The sequence below is a fragment of the Aquirufa sp. ROCK2-A2 genome (assembly GCF_054558485.1).
In genome coordinates this window covers 504861-524272 of record NZ_JBPXKA010000002.1, presented here as the reverse complement: position 1 = coordinate 524272, position 19412 = coordinate 504861, and the positions used below count along the sequence as shown (strand labels likewise).

The 19412-nt window shown below is 37.1% G+C and carries 17 protein-coding genes; 10 read left to right on the top strand and 7 right to left on the bottom strand.

The window, feature by feature from the left end; all coding sequences use genetic code 11:
• Nucleotides 1-50 precede the first annotated feature (50 nt).
• Nucleotides 51-1325: a DUF349 domain-containing protein gene (locus V7S76_RS05365; protein WP_459509031.1), complete on the top strand. Its 1275-nt coding sequence runs from the start codon at nt 51-53 to the stop codon at nt 1323-1325.
• A gap of 59 nt (nt 1326-1384) precedes the next feature.
• Here the strand turns inward: V7S76_RS05365 and V7S76_RS05360 are convergent, their stop codons facing one another.
• Nucleotides 1385-2725: a UDP-N-acetylmuramate--L-alanine ligase gene (locus V7S76_RS05360; RefSeq protein WP_459509030.1), complete on the bottom strand. Its 1341-nt coding sequence runs from the start codon at nt 2723-2725 to the stop codon at nt 1385-1387.
• A 102-nt stretch (nt 2726-2827) separates the two neighbouring features.
• Here V7S76_RS05360 and V7S76_RS05355 point away from each other — a divergent pair, with 102 nt between their 5' ends.
• Together V7S76_RS05355 and V7S76_RS05350 are read left to right on the top strand one after the other, a co-directional pair.
• Complete coding sequence (locus V7S76_RS05355; protein ID WP_459509029.1) at nt 2828-4300, top strand: type III PLP-dependent enzyme domain-containing protein; 1473 nt, start codon at nt 2828-2830, stop codon at nt 4298-4300.
• A 9-nt stretch (nt 4301-4309) separates the two neighbouring features.
• Nucleotides 4310-4432 carry a hypothetical protein gene (locus tag V7S76_RS05350; protein ID WP_459509028.1) on the top strand — a complete coding sequence of 41 codons (123 nt, stop codon included), beginning with the start codon at nt 4310-4312 and terminating at the stop codon, nt 4430-4432.
• Nucleotides 4433-4532: 100 nt separating this feature from the next.
• Here the strand turns inward: V7S76_RS05350 and glpK are convergent, their stop codons facing one another.
• Both glpK and V7S76_RS05340 read right to left on the bottom strand, forming a co-directional pair.
• Entirely contained in the window at nt 4533-6026 is a 1494-nt protein-coding gene (gene glpK, locus V7S76_RS05345) for a glycerol kinase GlpK (protein ID WP_459509027.1), read from the bottom strand.
• 7 nt (nt 6027-6033) lie between these two features.
• Entirely contained in the window at nt 6034-6735 is a 702-nt protein-coding gene (locus tag V7S76_RS05340; RefSeq protein WP_459509025.1) for an MIP/aquaporin family protein, read from the bottom strand.
• Between the two features lie 108 nt (nt 6736-6843).
• Here V7S76_RS05340 and V7S76_RS05335 point away from each other — a divergent pair, with 108 nt between their 5' ends.
• Together V7S76_RS05335 and ftsZ are read left to right on the top strand one after the other, a co-directional pair.
• A complete protein-coding gene (locus tag V7S76_RS05335) occupies nt 6844-8331 on the top strand; it encodes a M20/M25/M40 family metallo-hydrolase (RefSeq protein WP_459509024.1) in 1488 nt (495 codons plus the stop codon).
• Nucleotides 8332-8386: 55 nt separating this feature from the next.
• Nucleotides 8387-9670, top strand: coding sequence for a cell division protein FtsZ (gene ftsZ / locus V7S76_RS05330; protein WP_459509023.1), 1284 nt, complete (start codon nt 8387-8389; stop codon nt 9668-9670).
• A 181-nt stretch (nt 9671-9851) separates the two neighbouring features.
• Here the strand turns inward: ftsZ and V7S76_RS05325 are convergent, their stop codons facing one another.
• On the bottom strand, nt 9852-10613 hold the full coding sequence (locus V7S76_RS05325; RefSeq protein WP_459509022.1) for a copper homeostasis protein CutC: 762 nt from the start codon (nt 10611-10613) through the stop codon (nt 9852-9854).
• Nucleotides 10614-10780: 167 nt separating this feature from the next.
• Here V7S76_RS05325 and V7S76_RS05320 point away from each other — a divergent pair, with 167 nt between their 5' ends.
• Complete coding sequence (locus tag V7S76_RS05320) at nt 10781-11002, top strand: DUF2795 domain-containing protein (RefSeq protein ID WP_130895915.1); 222 nt, start codon at nt 10781-10783, stop codon at nt 11000-11002.
• 45 nt (nt 11003-11047) lie between these two features.
• Here V7S76_RS05320 and V7S76_RS05315 read toward each other — a convergent pair whose 3' ends face one another.
• Entirely contained in the window at nt 11048-12607 is a 1560-nt protein-coding gene (locus V7S76_RS05315) for a glycerol-3-phosphate dehydrogenase/oxidase (RefSeq protein ID WP_459509021.1), read from the bottom strand.
• A gap of 184 nt (nt 12608-12791) precedes the next feature.
• On the opposite strand from V7S76_RS05315, the gene V7S76_RS05310 reads away from it, so the two are divergent.
• From V7S76_RS05310 to serS, 4 genes are all read left to right on the top strand, one after another.
• Nucleotides 12792-13469: a tetratricopeptide repeat protein gene (locus V7S76_RS05310; protein ID WP_459509020.1), complete on the top strand. Its 678-nt coding sequence runs from the start codon at nt 12792-12794 to the stop codon at nt 13467-13469.
• 71 nt (nt 13470-13540) lie between these two features.
• On the top strand, nt 13541-14017 hold the full coding sequence (ribH, locus tag V7S76_RS05305) for a 6,7-dimethyl-8-ribityllumazine synthase (RefSeq protein ID WP_459509019.1): 477 nt from the start codon (nt 13541-13543) through the stop codon (nt 14015-14017).
• A gap of 19 nt (nt 14018-14036) precedes the next feature.
• Nucleotides 14037-15359, top strand: coding sequence for an aspartate kinase (locus V7S76_RS05300; protein ID WP_459509018.1), 1323 nt, complete (start codon nt 14037-14039; stop codon nt 15357-15359).
• Between the two features lie 6 nt (nt 15360-15365).
• On the top strand, nt 15366-16637 hold the full coding sequence (gene serS / locus V7S76_RS05295; RefSeq protein WP_459509017.1) for a serine--tRNA ligase: 1272 nt from the start codon (nt 15366-15368) through the stop codon (nt 16635-16637).
• Nucleotides 16638-16852: 215 nt separating this feature from the next.
• Here the strand turns inward: serS and V7S76_RS05290 are convergent, their stop codons facing one another.
• Both V7S76_RS05290 and V7S76_RS05285 read right to left on the bottom strand, forming a co-directional pair.
• Nucleotides 16853-17548 carry a response regulator transcription factor gene (locus V7S76_RS05290; protein WP_459509016.1) on the bottom strand — a complete coding sequence of 232 codons (696 nt, stop codon included), beginning with the start codon at nt 17546-17548 and terminating at the stop codon, nt 16853-16855.
• A gap of 2 nt (nt 17549-17550) precedes the next feature.
• Nucleotides 17551-19353 carry a sensor histidine kinase gene (locus V7S76_RS05285; protein ID WP_459509015.1) on the bottom strand — a complete coding sequence of 601 codons (1803 nt, stop codon included), beginning with the start codon at nt 19351-19353 and terminating at the stop codon, nt 17551-17553.
• Nucleotides 19354-19412: the final 59 nt, after the last annotated feature.

Sequence of the window (19412 nt, the reverse complement as noted above, 5' to 3'; positions counted from 1 at the left end):
TTTTAACCCTTATTGAGCCAAGGTTTTGCTTGAAGCTCTTTTAATATCATATGGATTCTGCCTTATCTAATCAATTCGGATTTTGCCGCGATGGCAAAGTCTTTATCAATCCCTACTTGAATTTCCCTGAGAGAGAAATCGGTTTTGTACGTAATACCGAAAGCGAAGCTTTAGCGTATTTTGTTAATCGTTTTGATTTAGCCAAAAATAAAGTGGCTATTCTTTCCAAAGAAGTAGAAGAAGTTCAGAACAAAGGTTCCTTTTTAACAAAGGTTATTCAAATGAAAGCTTATTTAGCTGAGTTTGATGGTTTGGGTGATTTTATCCCATTGTTTGATGAATTAGATCGTTTGGAAGCATTTTTAAAGGATTTAATTGTTAACAATCAAGTTAAAAATTTAGAAATTAAACGCGCTTTAGTCGCTGATGCACAATCCATCGCGTCTGAAGAAGATATAAGCAATGCCACCGATCGTTTATTGGAAGTAAAAGCTAAATGGGTAAAAACGGGTCCAGTAGAAAAACAATTACAGGATTCACTTACTGCTGAATTTCAAGCCATCATAGACGGATTTTTCTTAAGAAGGAGAGCATTCTTTGAGGAGAAAAATAGAATTATTGATGAGAAAATTGCCAAGCTTCAAGGCTTTATCGACTCGGTTCACCAGTTGAGAAAAGCGGAGGATATAGACGACTCCGTTATCAAAGTGAAGGAGTTGCAAAGGGAATGGAAATCTGTCATGGGTTTACCTCCTAAAAAGCAATCCATGCTTTGGAAAAACTTTAAAAAGGCAAACGAAATGTTCTTTGAGAAATACAATCGTATCAAAGGAATTGAAGTAAAGCCTAGAATTGATCCGCGTGTTCAAGAGTTGACAGGCATGATGATGGAATTAGAAACCAAATTGAAGGATCAAGTGAATATTGTTGCCACAGCCGAATTAGCGAAAGCTTATTTAGTGAAGTGGAAAGAAATTACCTCCATCGTTAAAACAATTGACCGTAGTTTAGCCGAAAGATTTAGAAATGCTTGTGATAAAATTTTCGAAATGAATTATTTATTGCGCGTGATTTCTTACCGTCATCCGGCCTTGAATGAAAAACCTCGCTTAGAGCAGTTGAAAATAATGATCAACCAAATGGACTATATGACTAAAAAGGAGCGTAGCGAGTTGGAGATGTTCATTGCCGACTCAGAAGCAGATGGCACAAGTGGAGAAAAACCTGTTCAAAGCAAAATCAATACTCAAAAGAGAAAAATCAGCATGAAAGAAATGCTTTTAGTTAGCTTTAAAGCTGAACTAGATGCGATTTTGAATGCATAGTACTAATTATGAGTTATGAATTATGATTTATGATGTTATATCAATTCATAATTCATAACTCATATTTCATAATTGATGCCGTCAAAGGTTCCAGAAGACATCATCAACAGATTCTGGTTCTCCCAATTTTGTTCCTGCAACAATTTCGTTAAGCTTTCAGAATCTCGTATGACCGTTAAATGGGGATGTTTAAAGTATTTTTGAATATCACTTTCCTCTATTCGATCCATTTTTTTGATGGCACGAGCATGTTCACTTAAATAAATGACTGCTGTATCTGCTTTGGACAAGGTGCCCTCATATTGCGGTAAAAACGCGGGGTTTAAGCTACTAAATGTGTGTAATTCTAAACAAGCAAACAATTTTCGATCAGGATATTGTTGTTGCAAGGCTTCCGTAGTAGCTTTTACTTTAGATGGTGCATGAGCAAAATCTTTGTAAATCAAACTCGTTGTTTTTTCTTTTACCAATTCCAACCTTTTTGCAGCACCTTTGAAACTTTGTATGGCTTCATAAAACTCGGTGGAACTAATACCTATTTGTTCACAAATCAAACGCGCGCCATTGAGGTTTTTTAAGGTATGTTCACCAAATACCAATAACTCGTAATTTTTACCGTCTTCTCCGTTTAAAGTCGTTTTGCCATTTTTTATGATGGCAGGGTGGGCTGAATAAGGTAATTTTTCCGCATGTTCTGGGCAGAATGATGTTAAATTTTGAAGTTCCTGATCCGTTTCGTCAAAGAGCAAAGTGCCCGATTTTGGAATTTCTTGGATGAGCGATTTAAAAGCGTCGGTGTAGGATTCAAATGTCGGATATACATTGATATGATCCCAAGCAATACCCGAAATTAAGGCTATGTGCGGTTGGTACAACAAGAACTTCGCTCGTCGATCAATCGGGGAGGCTAAGTATTCATCCCCTTCAATGATGATAATCGGGGCATCTGAAAGAGAAGCCATTAACTCAAATCCTTCGATGCGGGCGCCTACCAAGTAATCGAATTTTTTGTTTAGTTTTTTTAACACATGAAGTATCATGGAAGTGATGCTCGTTTTTCCATGACTGCCGGCAATGACAATTCTCTGCTTGTGTTTGCTTTCCTTGTACAAGAAAGAAGGATATGATTCTATTGGAATGCCTAATTCTTGTGCTTTGAGTAATTCTGGATTATCTGCCCTTGCGTGCATACCCACAATCACAGCATCCAAGTCTTTAGAGATTTTTTCTGGAAACCAACCAAACTCGGCCGGGAGTATTCCATTGGCTTCTAAAAGACTTTTCGAAGGCTCGTAAATTTCATCATCAGAGCCGGTTATTTGGTAACCTTTTGCTTTTAAAGCTAGTGCTAAATTATGCATCGCTGCACCTCCGATTGCGATAAAATGAATTTTTGGCATATAACATTTGTAGAATAGTTTGCAAAGTACATACTTTTATTGCAGTTTTGCACGTTTTTACACGAGTCAAAATGATTCGATTTAAATTTTTGGTATAAGTAAATGAAAAATTACGTAGATCTAATTGATCAAACCATTGAATTCCCAACACGTGAATTCAATATCAACGAGAATAATGAATTGTTATTCAATAATGTTCCTTTGATGGAAATTATTAAACAATATGGAACGCCGTTGAAGATTTCTTATTTGCCCAAAATTGGTGAGCATATTGAAAATGCTAAGCTTTTGTTTAGAAATGCCATCAAAAAATATAATTACAAAGGGAATTACACCTATTGTTATTGTACAAAATCTTCTCATTTTTCTTTTGTTTTGGAAGAAATTATGCAACAACCAAGTGTGCATTTGGAAACAAGTTCCGCATTTGATATTCCGATTATTCGTGATATGCACCGCAGAGGTAAAATTTCCAAGTCTACTTATATTTTGTGCAATGGATACAAACAGCCTTTGTATACCCAATATATTTCAGAATTGATCAATGAAGGTTTCAACTGTATCCCTATTTTGGATAATTTGAAAGAAATCGACTTTTATGAAAAGTCGGTGACGGCAGAAAAAGTAAATCTTGCTATTCGAATTGCAACGGATGAGGAACCGGATTTTGCATTTTATACCTCCCGTTTGGGAGTTCGTTATTCGGATGTGAGTGTTTTGTATGAGGAGAAAATCAAGCCTAATCCGCGTTTTAATTTAAAAATGCTACATTTCTTTATCAATACTGGTATCAAAGATAGTGCCTATTATTGGTCAGAATTAAGCCGATTTATTTACAAGTATTGCGAGTTAAAGAAGATTTGTCCGGAATTGGATTCCATTGATTTGGGTGGAGGATTACCTATTCAAACTTCATTGCAATTTAATTACGATTACCAAGCCATGGTGGATGAAATAGTGGAGTCTATTTCATGGATTTGCAATAAAAATAATGTACCTGTTCCAAACATTTTTACCGAATTTGGTTCTTATTCGGTTGGAGAAAGTGGAGCCGTATTGTATGAAATTATTGACCAAAAACTTCAAAATGACAAGGAACTTTGGTACATGATTGATGGATCTTTCATTACTCAATTACCCGATTCTTGGGGAATGAATCAAAAATACATCATGCTGCCGGTTAATAATTGGAGTTCTCCTTATCAAAAAGTCAATTTAGGAGGTTTAACTTGCGATTCCATGGATTTTTATAATACGGAAGCGCATAGTTCAGATTTGTATTTACCGATATTTGAGGAGGCAACCGAACGACAATTTGTTGGCTTTTTCCATACGGGAGCCTACCAAGAATCTTTAGGTGGTTATGGTGGAATTCAACATTGTTTAATTCCTGCTCCTAAACATGTCATTGTAGACCGATTAGAAGATGGAACCATCACAACCCGTTTATTCTCTGAAGAACAAACCAGTGGCTCTATGTTGAGTATTTTGGGTTATAATGAATTAAGTGCTGAAAAAGCAGTGAAAGAGGTGGCAGATATTGCAACAAAAAAAACTAAATTAGCTTCAGTCTAAACTAATCATATGAAAAAAATAGCTGCCTTCATGCTTCTTACCGCTTTAGCCGTAAGTTCATGTTCCAAAAGTTCCAATTGTCCAGCTTATGGAACCACCAGAGCGAATGTTGAGAAAGTGAAGAGAATGTAATTAGGTAAAAGTTAATTAGGTAAAAGGTAATAGGTAAAAGGTAAAAGGTAATAGTTAGTAATGTTTTCCTCTATTACCTTTTACCTATTACCTTAAAATATTATTCCTCTGACCAATCAAAGCTTTTTGTTACCGCTTTTTTCCATTGGTGTTGTAAATGCGCTCTTTTTTCGGCCGGCATTTGTGAATTCCATCGATTTTTGATCGCCCAATTTTTCTTTAAATCCGCTAAGTTTTCCCAGAATCCAACGGCCAATCCAGCCGCATAAGCAGCGCCTAAAGCCGTTGTTTCAATGATTTTTGGACAGATCACTTCTTGGCCAATAATGTCTGACTGGAATTGCATTAATAATTCATTCACAACCATTCCACCATCAACACGTAAAGAAGTGATAGGAATACCAGCGTCTTTTTCCATGGCTTCCAAGACCTCCCATGTTTGAAAAGCAGTTGCTTCCAAGGCTGCTCTAGCAATATGTGATTTGTTGATGTATCGGGTTAGTCCAACCAAGACACCTCTAGCGTCTGATTTCCAATAGGGGGCATAAAGTCCTGAGAAGGCAGGCACAAAATAGCATCCACCATTATCTTCCACCTCTGCCGCCAATGTTTCAATATCTGAACTTTGTTGTATCAGACCTAAGTTATCACGAAGCCATTGAACCAATGCGCCTGTTATGGCCACGGAACCTTCTAAGGCGTAATGTACAGGTTCGTTGCCCAATTGATAGGCAACCGTTGTTAAGAGTCCATATTGCGAAGGAATGGCTTTTGTGCCAGTGTTCATCAACATAAAGCAACCTGTACCATATGTATTTTTCCCTTGACCAGGATCAAAACATGTTTGTCCAACCAAAGCGGCTTGTTGATCCCCTAAAATACCTGCTAATGGAACACCACTAAGTACACCTCTAGCTTTTCCATAAACAATGGAGCTAGATTTGATTTCAGGAAGCATTTGCTTGGGGATATTGAGCACCTGAAGGATTTCATCGTCCCATTGGCATGTGGCTAAATCCATTAATTGTGTTCGACTCGCATTCGTTACATCGGTTATATGAATTCCACCTTCTGTTCCACCCGTTAAATGCCAGGCAATGAACGTGTCCATATTTCCAAACAGAGCATCTCCTTTTTCAGCGTCTTCTCTGACGTTGGGAACATTGTTCAATAACCAACGAAGTTTTAAGCCGCTGAAATATGTGGCTAAAGGCAATCCGGTTTTAGCTCTAAAGCGATCCGTTCCGCCATCTTTGGCTAATTCAGATAATTCAGAACCTACGCGAGTATCTTGCCAAACCAATGCATTGTAATAGGCTTTTCCAGTTTTTTTGTTCCAAACAACAGTTGTTTCGCGTTGATTGGTGATACCTACCGCCGCTAAATCCGAAGCTGTTAAATTGGCTTTACCCAAGGCTAAACCTATCACTTCTTGGGTGTTTTGCCAAATTTCAGCAGAATCATGTTCTACCCATCCTGCTTGAGGATAGATTTGCTCATGTTCTTTTTGTCCCATGGAGATGATTTCTCCAGCTTTGTTAAATATAATAAAACGAGAACTTGTTGTTCCTTGATCGATTGATCCAATGTACATCTGTTGATTATTTTAGAGATAATAAAAATACACCTAATAAGGCCCCTAAAGAAGGTCCCAAAACAGGAATCCAACCGTAAGCCCAATCGCTACCCCCTTTGTTTTTAATAGGCAAAATGGCATGCATGATTCTTGGCCCTAAATCTCTGGCAGGATTTACAGCATAACCCGTTGTGCCGCCCAAGCCTAAACCTACAGCCCAAACCAATATTCCGACCAAGAATGGCCCTAATCCGTGTGTGATAGAGCTAAATGTTCCAAGCGCAAAAACGATCAATGCCGATGGTAGTATCTCTGAAATTAAATTGAAAGTGGTATTTTTAATAGCAGGATCTGTGCAAAAAGAGGCTTTGATGGCTCCTGCATCTTCAGTGATATCATAATGAGGTTTGTATTGAATCCAAACCAATAATTGTCCCAACATCGCACCCAATAATTGTCCTCCTACATAGGTAGGAAATAATGACCAATCACCTGATTTGGCTGATTCAGCGATGGTTACAATGGGATTTAAATGGGCACCCGGACTACCGAAATAGGTAGAAACAAAAATGCCAATAGTGACCGCAAATGCCCAAGCGGCTGCGATAGCTAATAATCCAGTTTGGTGTCCTTTGGTATTTTTTAAAAGTACATTGGCTACAACGCCATTACCAATATAAAGTAGGGTAGCGGTGCCGGCTAGTTCTCCGGCGAAAATTGAACTCATGGGAATAGGTTTTGATTAACAGTTTTTCAAATCTATAAAACATTTGCATAAAATCACAAAAAGAGCTAAATTTCTGATTATAATTTTCTTTCTGTTATAACCTCCTCGATGAACCGATTTTTACTATCTATTTCCATTGTTTTTTTATTGTTTTTGTCCTCCAGTAATATCCCTTTAATTGGTGAGGAAAGTCTCGAAAGCGTCTTTAAGCGAATCAAGGATGAGGTGAATCAGAATTCTCAAGCTTATTCTACTTTGGGACTTGCTTGTAATACCATGGGTCATCGTCTAACCGGTAGTGATAAAGGAAAGAAAGCAGAGGAATATGCGTTTTCATTGTTCAAAAAATATGGTTTTAGAGACACGAAATATCAATCTTTTCAAGTAGAGGCTTGGGCAAGAGATACCGTAACTTTATCCATTGCTCCGCCAAAATCAGACGACTTCCGAGATGTACCCGTAGTTTCATTAGCAATGACGCCTATTGAAGCCAATATTACAGGAAATATTGTCGATATAGGAAATGGTTTGGATTCCGATTTTGAATTGAAAAAAGACTTAGTTAAAGGGAAAGTAGCTTTAATGAACATTGGCCTATTGGATGCAAAGCCAGGTGAAAAAAATATTCACCGATCAGAAAAAACAGCATTGGCCATCGAACATGGTGCTATTGGGGTTATTTTTGTCAATACCGTCAAAGGGCAGGTGTTGTTAACCGGAACCGCCTCTGTTACAGGAAATTTAATTTCCATTCCTGCCGTTTGTATTTCCTATGAAAATGGTACTGAAATTCGTTCTTGGTTGAAATCTCAGCCTGGATTATTGTCCATGATTGAAATGCACAATGTTAGTCAGCCAATTAAAGCAAGAAATATTATTGCCACGTTGAAAGGAGATAATCGGAAATACAAGCACGAGAAGATTGTCATTGGTGGACATTTGGATTCTTGGGATTTAGCACAAGGAGCAATTGATAATGGAATTGGTTCTTTTTCAGTCATTGATATTGCTCGGACATTCAAAGCCTTGGGTTTAAAAAGTAAACGTACGATAGAATTTGTAGCGTTCATGGGTGAGGAAGAGGGTTTATTAGGTTCCAAAGCTTACATGCAAAAAGCGAAACAAACAGGTGATATCGACGAAATTGTTTACATGATCAATTTGGATATGACCAATGATGTCCATGGTTTTAATGGAGGAGGACGAAAAGAAATGATGACAATCTTGAAAGAAATTGGGGATAAAATCAAATCGATTGATGCGGATTTTGAAAATCAATTGACGAATTCTGCCAGTTTACATTCCGATCATCAAACTTTCCTGATGGAAGGAATTCCCGCAAGCACTCCCATGGGAAGATTGGGAAAAGGAGTGGTGGATTGCTACCATGCCAATTGCGATGGATTTAATTTGGTCAACGAAAAAGAATTAAAAAATACAGTGAAATATACGGCCATGTTATTGTATGGTTTGGCAAATGTGCCCAAGTTTCCAGCGCAACGTTTGGACTTTTATTCTACTCGCGACTTCTTTATTCAACAAAATTTAAAAAGAGAATTAGAGTTAGGAGGAGAATGGCGCTGGGGAAAAGAGTAATTGTCGCCTTATTTTATTAATTTTGCCAAAATTTGTATTCTAAAATTTCATAATAATGAGTAACAACAGTCCTTCCTTTTTTGATCATAATATTGAATCCGTTCCAGAATCTTCCTTTAAATCCATTATCAAGGTAATTGGTATCGGTGGTGGTGGTTCAAATGCGGTTCGCCATATGGATAATATGAAGATCAAAGGAGCCGATTTAATTATTTGTAATACGGATTCGCAGGCACTTGCATCGAACCCGGTGAAGACAAAAATCAAATTAGGTGACCAAGGTTTGGGTGCTGGAACAGATCCTGAAGTTGGTAAAAAAGCAGCAATCGAGAGTAAAGATAAGATCGAAGCTGTTTTGACTTCAGGAACAGAAATGATTTTCATAACTGCCGGTATGGGTGGAGGAACTGGAACAGGTGCAGCGCCAGTCATAGCTGAAATTGCAAGAGAAAGAGGTTTGTTGACTGTTGCTGTTGTAACGGCGCCTTATTCATGGGAAGGTAGAGATAAGATCCAATATGCCTTAAATGGTATTCAAGAATTAAAAACGCATTGCGACACGGTTTTGGTTGTAATGAACGATAAATTGGCACAAATCTACGAATCACTAGCTGTAAAGGATGCTTTCGCTAAAGCGGATGATGTTCTTGCCAAGGCTGTCAAAAGTGTGGTGGACGTAATTGCAAAACCTGGCGATATCAACACGGATTTCATGGATGTGAAGAAGGTATTGAAAAATGCAGGTCAAGCGATGATGAGCTCTGCATTGGGAAAAGGGGAAACAAGAGCCTTGGATTCCATCAGCGAAGCCTTGGAATCACCTTTGTTGAATTCTCAAGAAATTAAAGGAGCGAAACGAATTTTGATAACTGTAGCTACAAGTAGTACCAGAGATTTACGAATGGATGAACAATCCATCATTGTGGATTACTTGATGGCTCGAGTTTCTACCCAAGCGGATATGGTAAAATTCGGTTTTTCAACGGATGAATCCTTGGGAGATGATTTATATTTAACGGTCATTGCCGCTGGATTTGAACATGAGCAAAATGCCTTGGATGAATTCCTTTTTGGTGATACAAGTCATTATGGATCCGCTGAAAATCCAGTATTGACACCCGGCGAAACATTTGATTTTTCTGATTTTGAAAATAAATCAACTTCGAATACCCCTGAAAGCGAAGAAGTTCGTTTCAGTAAATTGATTGATATCTACAAAAAAGGGGGGCCTGATGCCAAAGATTTTGCGATTCCAACTTATCAAAGAAACAATGTTCCCTTGTATGATATCAATCGGGTGGCACAAAACGAATGGGTCGAAAGCAATTTATTTGATTAGTTCATCATTTCAAATCTGTTGTGAAATATTCAATATTTCTATAGTCAAAGTTCCGCCTAACGCTTCATTCAAATCGTTCGTAGGTTTAACTGCTAGTGTACATGTTTGATAAGGAAGAGATAAAACCCATCGAAAAATCAGCAGCTGAAATAAACAAAATGCGAATTAGAAATGTAGACTTTTAATTGACATTAATCGCTTGAATTTTTTCAACAGTCTCTCGGATAATTTCCTCACTGGAATAAGCAATTTCAAATTCTGAAATTTCAGCAACTCCGCCCATGGATATTCCCGGGCGGCGATAGTCCATCAAAGAGTTCTTGGTCTTTCTTGCACTTAAATGCACTGCATCGACACCCACAGAAACAAAATCCAAACAATTGGTGGGGGAAACGCCACTTCCTGCCATAATTTCAATTCTGCCTTGACTAGCATGAACGAGTTCTCCGATCATTTCTAATCCTTCAGCAGCTTTATTTTTACAACCAGAAGTTAAAATTCGGCTAAAACCGATGTCAACAATGCCTTCCAAGATGTCCATGGGATTCCGGGAAACATCGATTGCACGGTGAAAGGTAAGGGGTAAATTACCAACTTCTTTTTTTATTTGACGGATGAAATCAACATCTAAATCGCCATTTGGCAATAAAGCACCTACCACCATACCATGCACACCCGTTTTAAGTAAAGATTCAATTTCATACAACATCGTTTCTTTTTCCGAATGTTCATAACAGAAATCTCCACCTCTGGGGCGAAGCATGCTATGAATCTCTAGTGAGGTATTAGCCAATGAAGCTTTCAGTAGTCCGATCGACGGGGTGGTTCCGCCTTCCGAAGGTGAACCACATAATTCCACTCTATCTGCACCAGCACGATCAGCGGAAAGGCAAGAAAACAAGGAATATGAGCAAACTTCTACTTTTATGGATTCAACTTTCATCGAGTGATTTTTATGCTTTTATGACTCTGACAATATATTTTTTTAAAATTTATCAATAAAACTTTTATAAATATAATTTTATTTTACTTTTGCAGTCCAAAGGCTTAAGGTATTAAGTTGATTTGGAATAAATAATCATTCAATTTTACGATTTAAATATAACAATTATGTACTGGACACTAGAACTTGCCTCTTATTTGGAAGATGCACCTTGGCCTGCTTCGAAAGATGAATTAATTGATTTCGCTATTCGTACAGGTTCTCCATTAGAAGTGGTAGAAAATTTACAAGAATTAGAAGATGATGGTCAACCTTTTGAAAGTATCGAAGAAATTTGGCCAGATTATCCTACTAAAGACGATTTCTTCTTTAATGAGGACGAATATTAAAATTATGAATTATGAAGTATGATTAGTGGTTTTTTATCTCATACTTCATAATTTCTTTCTAATCTGATCCGCCAATTCCCTATCCCTAATTTCAATTCCCCAGCGGCGATCAAGAATGTCATCCAAACTCGTTGCCATTTCAAATTCTTTTAAATACGCTATTTCACCTTTTAAATAGGGTTGGTCATGGATGATGGGTTCTAAGCCTTTTTCTTGCTCTTGACAATACTGGAGTACTTTCAACGCACAAGAGCCATAAATTTCTTGTAAATGTCTGGCTGTCACGCTTGAAATAGTTAATTCTTCTAGCGTTTTTTCCCAAGTTAATGAATCGATCGATTCACCTCCAATGAGTTGAAAGTTCTTGGTACGACATTTGGATTTATTTTTTTCAAAAATCTCATTTTCCATCACATCCACGGTGTCCTCTGCCATCACCCGGTAAGTGGTCCATTTTCCACCCATGATGCTGATTAAGTTACTTCTTTGATCGAATTCCACTTCATGGTCTCTGACAATGGTTTTGGTATCTGAATTCATGGTAGATTCCAACGCTGCTTGTAAAAGCGGTCTTTGTCCCACGAAATCCGAACAGATATCCTCCATACTCGCTTTTTGTTTGGCGAAACGATTAAAATAATCCAATAAATAGATTTTTTCGTCTTCTTGAATGGCCGGACTTTCTTGTAAAGTATCTGCTTCATCGGTGGTACCCACCAACACATAATCTCTCCACGGAATTAAAAATACCACCCTTCCATCATCTGTTTTTGGAATTAATAGAGAAAGCTCACCGGGCCAAAATTCCTTTTTAAGGACAATATGTGCTCCCCGACTCACTTTCATTCGGGCATGTAATTTAGGATTGGCCATTTTTCGAACGGCATCGGTAAACGGGCCAGTGGCATTGATGAAAGCTTTGGCTGAGATTTCATGTTCTTTTCCGGAAAGTAAATCTTTGAAATGTAATTTCTTGACTTTCAAACTTTTCGGCGAAATCGTGAATTGATGTAATGCGGCATAATTCAAGATGGTAGCACCTTGTTGTTCAGCCGTTTGCAATATGGCCAAAGCATACCTGGCATCATTTAATTGTCCATCATAATACAAAATACCACCTTTCATTCCTTTGGTATCCAAAGCTGGAATTAACCTTTCTATTTCTTTCGGACCCATACCTAAGCTACTTTTTAGATTCGTAGAACCTGCAATTTTATCATACATCCACATGCCAATGCGGTAGTATAAACGGTCAAACCAAGAATAGCATGGAGTCAGTAAACCAAGAGGATGGGCCAAATGTGGTGCATTTTTCAGCATAATTTGTCGTTCATGCAAAGCTTTGTAGACCATTTTGAATTGATCCCAATCAAAGGTTTTCACCGCTTGTTCTAAATAACGAACGCCACCATGCACCAACTTCGTTGATTTCGAAGAAGTTTGACCTGCAAAATCGCCTTTCTCAATTAACAAAACTTTATAACCTCTTAGGGTGGCATCCAAGGCTACGCCTGCCCCTGTAGCTCCTCCTCCGATGATACATACATCATATTCAGAATTATTTTCATCAATTTTTTGGATTTGCCTGTTTCGATTAAAGGTCATAAAGGAAAAAATAGTAGTCTTAAATAGGATTATATGCCAATTTACTAAAGATTCAACAAAAATAAACGTAAAAGATTCTAATAAAATTGATATAAATGAAAGAGATTTTATAATTTTGCATTCCTTTTGAATAAAAAGAGAAACCAAATTACAACCCAAATAAGAATCCTGATGAAGGACAGTTATGGCAAAGAAAGAAAAAATAGAAGGAATTGAAATTATAGAGAGCCCAGAGGCGCTTCAACAAGAATTCAATAAAGTTACAGGTTTAGTGGAGAAGAATAAGTCTTCTTTGATCGCTATTGGTATTGCAATTGTAGTGATTATCGGTGGTGCTTTTGCTTACAAATATTATGTAAGTACACAAGATGCAGAAGGAGAGAAGCAATTATTCAAAGCTGTTTATGCTTTTGAAAATGATTCTTTATCGGTTGCTTCCAAAGATTTAGCTAAAATTTCAGATGAATTCGGTGGAAATACACAAAATTTGGCTGATTTGTATTTAGGTATTACTTTGTTGAAACAAGGTAAATATGATCAATCAATTGAAAAATTGAAAAATTTCAGTTCATCAGATTTATTGGTACAAGCTAGAGCTTATTCCTTGATCGGTGATGCCTATTCTGAAAAGAAAGCTTACACAGATGCGATTGGATATTACCAAAAAGCTTCTGACTACAAAGCAAATAAATTCTTTACACCTACTTATCTTTTGAAATTGGCAACGGCTTATGAGTCGAACAAACAATTGAAAGAAGCATTAGATGTGTACACTCAAATTACAGAGAAATTTCCGCAATCTTCTGAGTCGATTCCTGCAAAGAAATACAAGGCTCAATTAGAAAGCTCCATCTCTGAATAATAATTTTTACGAAATGAATGTAGGGGATAAGAGCAGCAGCTTTTATCCCTTATTGTTTTAAATACCCTATTATGTCTTCTGCAGATAAAAACTTAAGTGAATTTTTGGCGCAAAACTTACCAGATGTAAGTGATAAAAAATTTGCGATAATTGTATCAGAGTGGAACCAAGAAGTGACAGACGCCCTGTACGAAGGAGCTTATAAAACTTTATTGGCTTATGGTGCTCAAGTTGCAAATATTGTCAAAGCTGAGGTGCCGGGTAGTTTTGAATTAAGTTTAGGAGCGCAAAAATTTGCCCAAAAATCAGACATCGATGCCGTTATTTGTTTGGGTTGTGTCATTCAAGGTGAAACAAAGCATTTCGATTTTATTTGTCATGCGGTGGCACAAGGAATAACCAATGTGAGTTTGAAGTATGATAAACCTGTCATTTTTGGAGTCTTAACTCCCAATAATCAGGATCAAGCACTTGCGAGAGCTGGTGGAATACATGGCAATAAGGGCGATGAAGCAGCGTTTACCGCTATAAAAATGTTAGGTTTATAAAATATCAAAATAGATTATTATGCAAGTTTGGAAATTTGGAGGAACATCCGTTGGAAAGCCAGAAAGAATGCACTCAATCCGTCAATTGATTACAGAAGACGGAAAACCAAAAATTGTAGTACTTTCGGCACTTTCAGGTAGCACAAATGCTCTATTGTCGATTTCTGAATCATTGATTGCTCAACAAGTTTCTGAGGCCAAAGAAAAGGCTCAATCTCTACGTGCACATTATGATGCGTTCTTGGTGGAATTGTATAAAAGTCCAGCAGGTTTACTTCAAGGACAAGCGATCATTGAAAAGGAGTTTGCCTTTATTGATCAATTAATTGCGACAACACCTTATACTTCGAAAGAAGAGAAAGAAATGGTTGCGCTTGGGGAATTGTTATCGACTCAAATTTTTGAAACTTATTTGCAAGAAGAAGGCATTGATTCATTATTGTTGCCAGCCTTGGATTTTATGGTAATCGATGCAGATAATGAGCCTATTTTATCCAAAATTGAATCCAACTTATCTGCTATTTTAGCGCCACATACCAACAAGCAAATTTTTATTACCCAAGGTTTTATTTGTAGAAACCCTTCTGGAGAAGTAGATAATTTAAAACGTGGAGGCTCAGATTATACGGCCTCGTTAATTGGTGGGGCGATTGCAGCGGAAGAAGTGCAAATTTGGACGGACATTGATGGCATGCACAACAATGATCCACGTATTGTTAAAAATACATTCCCCATCCGTGAGCTTTCGTTTGCAGAGGCGGCAGAATTGGCTTATTTCGGGGCAAAAATTTTGCACCCAAGTACCATAACTCCCGCTAAATTGAAAGGAGTACCTGTTCGTTTGAAAAATACCATGGAGCCAAGTGCCTTTGGTACATTGATCTCTGAAAAATCAACTGACACAGAAATTAAAGCCATTGCCGCCAAAGACAATATCACTGCGATTTATATTCATTCCACACGCATGTTGAATGCATATGGATTTTTGAAGCGAGTTTTTGAAGTATTTGAGAAATACAAAACTCCGGTAGACATGATTACTACCTCTGAAGTTTCAGTGTCGGTGACCATTGATAATACCCAACATTTGGATGCAATCATGAGTGAATTGAGAGAATTTGCGGAATTGGAAGACCCTGATATGAATCAAGTAATTGTATGTATTGTTGGAAATTTCTTTGCCGACAAAGAGGGTATTGCTATCAAGGTATTGAATGCTATGAAAAATATTCCAATTCGAATGATTTCGTATGGCGCTTCAGAGCATAATATTTCCTTGTTGGTCGATGCAAAATATAAAAATGATTCATTAAACGCTTTAAACGAAGGATTATTCTTTTAATATACTATGTTAACGGTTCAGTTTATACGTAATAATAAAGAGCTTACCATTCAAGGTTTGCAAAAGAAACATTTTGCGAATGCAGATTCCGTGGTGGATCAAATTCTAACTTTAGATGATGCACGTAAAAGTTTATTGCAACAAGCTGAACAAGTATTAGAAAAGTCGAATGCCTTGGCCAAAGAAATTGGTGGTTTGATGAAATCAGGCCAAAAAGAGCAAGCTGAAGTGTTGAAAGCGGAAACGGCTGAATTGAAAGTGCAATCCAAAGATTTGGGAGAAGCTGCGAAAAAGGCGGATCAAGATTTAATCAATGTATTGATTACCTTACCAAATTTACCACATAGCTCTGTTCCACAGGGGAAAGTAGCAGAAGATAATGAAGTTGTTTTGACATGGGGAGAAGTTCCTTCTTTGCCTTCTGATTCGCAACCGCATTGGGATTTGATTAAGAAATACGACATCATCGATTTTGATTTAGGAAATAAGATTACGGGTGCTGGTTTTCCCGTTTATAAAGGAAAAGGTGCTCGATTACAAAGAGCATTGATCAATTTCTTTTTGGACGAGGCAATAAAGGCGGGATATTATGAAATTCAACCTCCCATTTTAATCAATGAAGATTCAGGATATGGTACTGGTCAATTGCCGGATAAAGAAGGTCAAATGTACATTACCAAAGAAGAAGGCTTGTATTTAATTCCTACTGCCGAGGTGCCTATCACCAATTTATACCGAGATGTGATTGTCAATGAAAAAGAATTGCCCATCAAAAATGTAGGTCACACACCATGTTTCAGAAGAGAAGCAGGTTCTTGGGGAGCACATGTTCGGGGCTTGAATCGTCTGCACCAATTTGATAAAATTGAAATTGTTCAAATTCATTTGCCGGAAAATTCGTATGCAGCTTTGGAGGAAATGTCTTTACACGTTCAGGGAATTTTGCAAAAATTAGGACTTCATTACCGCGTTTTGCGTTTATGTGGCGGAGATATGGGTTTTGCTTCAGCTTTGACTTACGACATGGAAGTTTGGTCAGCTGCTCAAAATAGATGGTTAGAAGTAAGTTCTGTGAGTAATTTTGAAACTTTCCAAGCGAATCGATTGAAATTAAGAACTAAAATAGATGGCAAATCGATTTTATGCCATACCTTAAATGGCTCTGCTTTGGCTTTGCCAAGGATTGTGGCTGCTTTATTGGAAAATTATCAGACTTCGGAAGGTATCAATATCCCAGAGGTTTTGGTTCCATATTGTGGGTTTGACAGGATATTTTGATAGGAGAGAGAAAAGAGAAAAAAGAAAAGAGGAGATAGAAGAATTGAATTTATTTAAGAAAATCAGATTATTGATAGGAAATATAAGTTTCTAGTTAATAAATCTGGTTTTCTTTTTTTATGGGGAAATGGGGCCCCTTACCCCCTGCAATTTAGGTGTTTAAAAGTTCAGTTGTTTGATAAAATTGGTAGAAAGGAAATTTTTCGCTCTTTCTCTCAAATAACTTTCAAAATAAACCCTTCACCGTGCAAATTCTGTAATTGTACATTGGTGTCTTCCTTGAGCATTTTTCTTAACTTGGTCATATACACATCCATGCTTCGTGCATTGAAATAGGTATCGTCTCCCCAAATTAATTTTAGCGCATAACTTCTACTTACAGGGTGTCCTAAATTTGCGCAAAGTAATTTCATCAAATCATTTTCTTTGGGAGTGAATTTTTGTTCTTTTTCCTCCCATGATATTTTCATCTGATTGGGGTAATATAAATATTTACCTAAAGCAATTTTATCTGCCAAGGTCGGAATAACTTTATCCTTTTGGGTTCTTCGTAAAACGGCTTCCATTCTGGCCAATAAAACCTCCATGGAAAAGGGTTTCGTTAAATAATCATCAGCGCCAACTTTAAAGCCTTGCAGGGTATCTTCCTCCATTGATTTCGCCGTCAGAAAGATAATGGGAACTTGTAAATGATTGGCTCGAATGTCTTTGGCTAAGGAAAATCCGTCTTTTTTGGGCATCATGACATCCAATAAACATAGGTCAAATTTATCTTTGACAAAATAATCCAATGCCTGGTCGCCATTTTGTGCCCATTGAACTCGATAGCCCTTTTTCTTCAAAAATTCAGCCAATAATAAACCTAAATTGGGGTCGTCTTCTGCTAATAAAATATGTGGGTTGTTTTCCATATTTACGATTGGATAGGTAAACTGATTTTGAAAATACTACCATGGTTTAACTTACTTATTAAAGTCACTTTGCCTCCGTGAGCTTCCACAATTTTTTTGACATAACTAAGTCCTAAGCCAAATCCCTTTACATTGTGAACATTGCCCGTTGGTACCCGATAAAAGGGTTCAAATACAGTTTCAATTAAATCTTTAGCAATACCTATTCCTTCATCTTGGATGGAAAAAGTAAAAGATTGATCATTGTTTTGACTGGATATTTTCACTTTTGGATGGCCTTGGCTATACTTGATGGCATTGTCCAACAGATTAAATAATACATTGGAAATATGCACCTCATCAATTTGGATGGAGGCATTTTCGGCTGCTAAGTCTAGACTGATTTCTCCATTTTGAGATTGAATCAGGGGCCCATTCATTTCTACTACTTGGCGGATTAATGCGTGTAAATCGACTTTCTTCTTTTTTAGGCTTATTTCTTCCTTTTCCATTTGGGCAGTTTGAAGCACACGCTCTACTTGCTGCCCCAAGCGAATATTTTCATCTTTTATAATACCTAAATAACGCTGAATCGAATCGTTATTCAACATGATAGGATCTTCTTGGATTAACTGGGTCGCAAGTGAAATGGTTGAAATAGGGGTTTTGAATTCATGCGTCATGTTATTGATGAAATCATTTTTCACCTCTGCCAATTTTTTCTGTTTCAAAATAGTCATAATGGCTACATAGAAACAGGCAATCATAATCAATAATAGAATCGCTGAGCCCCAAAGATTCATGGTCATGGCTTGCCAAATGATCGAATCTTGATCTGGGAAATATAAACTAAGAAATTCACCTGATGAGGTCAGGTCATTGGGGAATAAGGCTGAAGAAATAAAAACGCCCTCATTGGTTTGTTTCGTTTTGAAACGTTTGATCAATGGAGATGAGGCAAAAATCCAGTCTTTTTCGGATTTGATTTGTAAAGGAGCAATGCCAAAAAAGTAAGCTTGCTGTATTCCTTTTTGGGCCAATTCAAGTTTAATCAAACTGTCGATGTAGTGTGGTTCCACTCTTTGCTGAATAGGTCGTTCTTTGAATAAAAAATCAGAAAAGACCTCCTTGGCTAGTTCTGTTTTTTGTTTGACTTTTACTAATTCGGCTTTTTCCTTCTGAATATTTTCCTCTTTTTTACTGATTTCTGATTGAATCAATTGCAGGGTTTTTTCTTTGATTTTTTTGTTCAGTCTTTGTTGTTTCTTTCGTGTGTATTTATCCGGTCGATTTAACTCTGTTTCAAAAATTTGATTCAGTTGTTGTTCTTCTTGATACCGTCTTTGAATATCCGAGGAATTAATTTCGAGTTGATGGTATTCTTCAGTGATTTCTGCAATTTGTCCATTGGGCAAAACAAAAGATTTTTTGACATACATAATGTTGTCGGTAGGAATTTCATTTTGGAAATTCCTTATTCTATTTCGGCCAAAATTTTCTGAATTATTAGGTCCAATCAGATCGTTGGTCACCAATTCAGTATTTTTATTGATGGACTTTTTTTTAGGTTTTGAGGCTAATTTTTCGGCCATCAAGTCCAACTCTTTTTTTTGTTTTTCGTAAAGTTGTTGCCTTTGAGCCAATACAATCAATTCTTGTTTTTCTAATTTTCGAACCACCTGCTCAATGGCATCATGCGCTTGATCAATAAATTGCTTTTTTTTCGATTCCATCATAAAGCCAAGCCAATATGCCTGAAAGGCCATTAAGCCAATCAGGGCAACCGTCATTGCTCCAATAATTAATCGAATTTTATTTTTTGACATGTTTGAAAAATCACGGTACAAAAGTAAAGGATAATTTCATTGATGATTCTTTTCCTTGC

Bases quoted from the DNA above. Each gene is read 5' to 3' on its own strand.
- V7S76_RS05365 (WP_459509031.1), top strand. From the start codon at position 51: ATGGATTCTGCCTTATCTAATCAATTCGGATTTTGCCGCGATGGCAAA.
- V7S76_RS05360 (WP_459509030.1), bottom strand. From the start codon at position 2,725: ATGCCAAAAATTCATTTTATCGCAATCGGAGGTGCAGCGATGCATAAT.
- V7S76_RS05355 (WP_459509029.1), top strand. From the start codon at position 2,828: ATGAAAAATTACGTAGATCTAATTGATCAAACCATTGAATTCCCAACA.
- V7S76_RS05350 (WP_459509028.1), top strand. From the start codon at position 4,310: ATGAAAAAAATAGCTGCCTTCATGCTTCTTACCGCTTTAGCCGTAAGT.
- glpK (WP_459509027.1), bottom strand. From the start codon at position 6,026: ATGTACATTGGATCAATCGATCAAGGAACAACAAGTTCTCGTTTTATT.
- V7S76_RS05340 (WP_459509025.1), bottom strand. From the start codon at position 6,735: ATGAGTTCAATTTTCGCCGGAGAACTAGCCGGCACCGCTACCCTACTT.
- V7S76_RS05335 (WP_459509024.1), top strand. From the start codon at position 6,844: ATGAACCGATTTTTACTATCTATTTCCATTGTTTTTTTATTGTTTTTG.
- ftsZ (WP_459509023.1), top strand. From the start codon at position 8,387: ATGAGTAACAACAGTCCTTCCTTTTTTGATCATAATATTGAATCCGTT.
- V7S76_RS05325 (WP_459509022.1), bottom strand. From the start codon at position 10,613: ATGAAAGTTGAATCCATAAAAGTAGAAGTTTGCTCATATTCCTTGTTT.
- V7S76_RS05320 (WP_130895915.1), top strand. From the start codon at position 10,781: ATGTACTGGACACTAGAACTTGCCTCTTATTTGGAAGATGCACCTTGG.
- V7S76_RS05315 (WP_459509021.1), bottom strand. From the start codon at position 12,607: ATGACCTTTAATCGAAACAGGCAAATCCAAAAAATTGATGAAAATAAT.
- V7S76_RS05310 (WP_459509020.1), top strand. From the start codon at position 12,792: ATGGCAAAGAAAGAAAAAATAGAAGGAATTGAAATTATAGAGAGCCCA.
- ribH (WP_459509019.1), top strand. From the start codon at position 13,541: ATGTCTTCTGCAGATAAAAACTTAAGTGAATTTTTGGCGCAAAACTTA.
- V7S76_RS05300 (WP_459509018.1), top strand. From the start codon at position 14,037: ATGCAAGTTTGGAAATTTGGAGGAACATCCGTTGGAAAGCCAGAAAGA.
- serS (WP_459509017.1), top strand. From the start codon at position 15,366: ATGTTAACGGTTCAGTTTATACGTAATAATAAAGAGCTTACCATTCAA.
- V7S76_RS05290 (WP_459509016.1), bottom strand. From the start codon at position 17,548: ATGGAAAACAACCCACATATTTTATTAGCAGAAGACGACCCCAATTTA.
- V7S76_RS05285 (WP_459509015.1), bottom strand. From the start codon at position 19,353: ATGTCAAAAAATAAAATTCGATTAATTATTGGAGCAATGACGGTTGCC.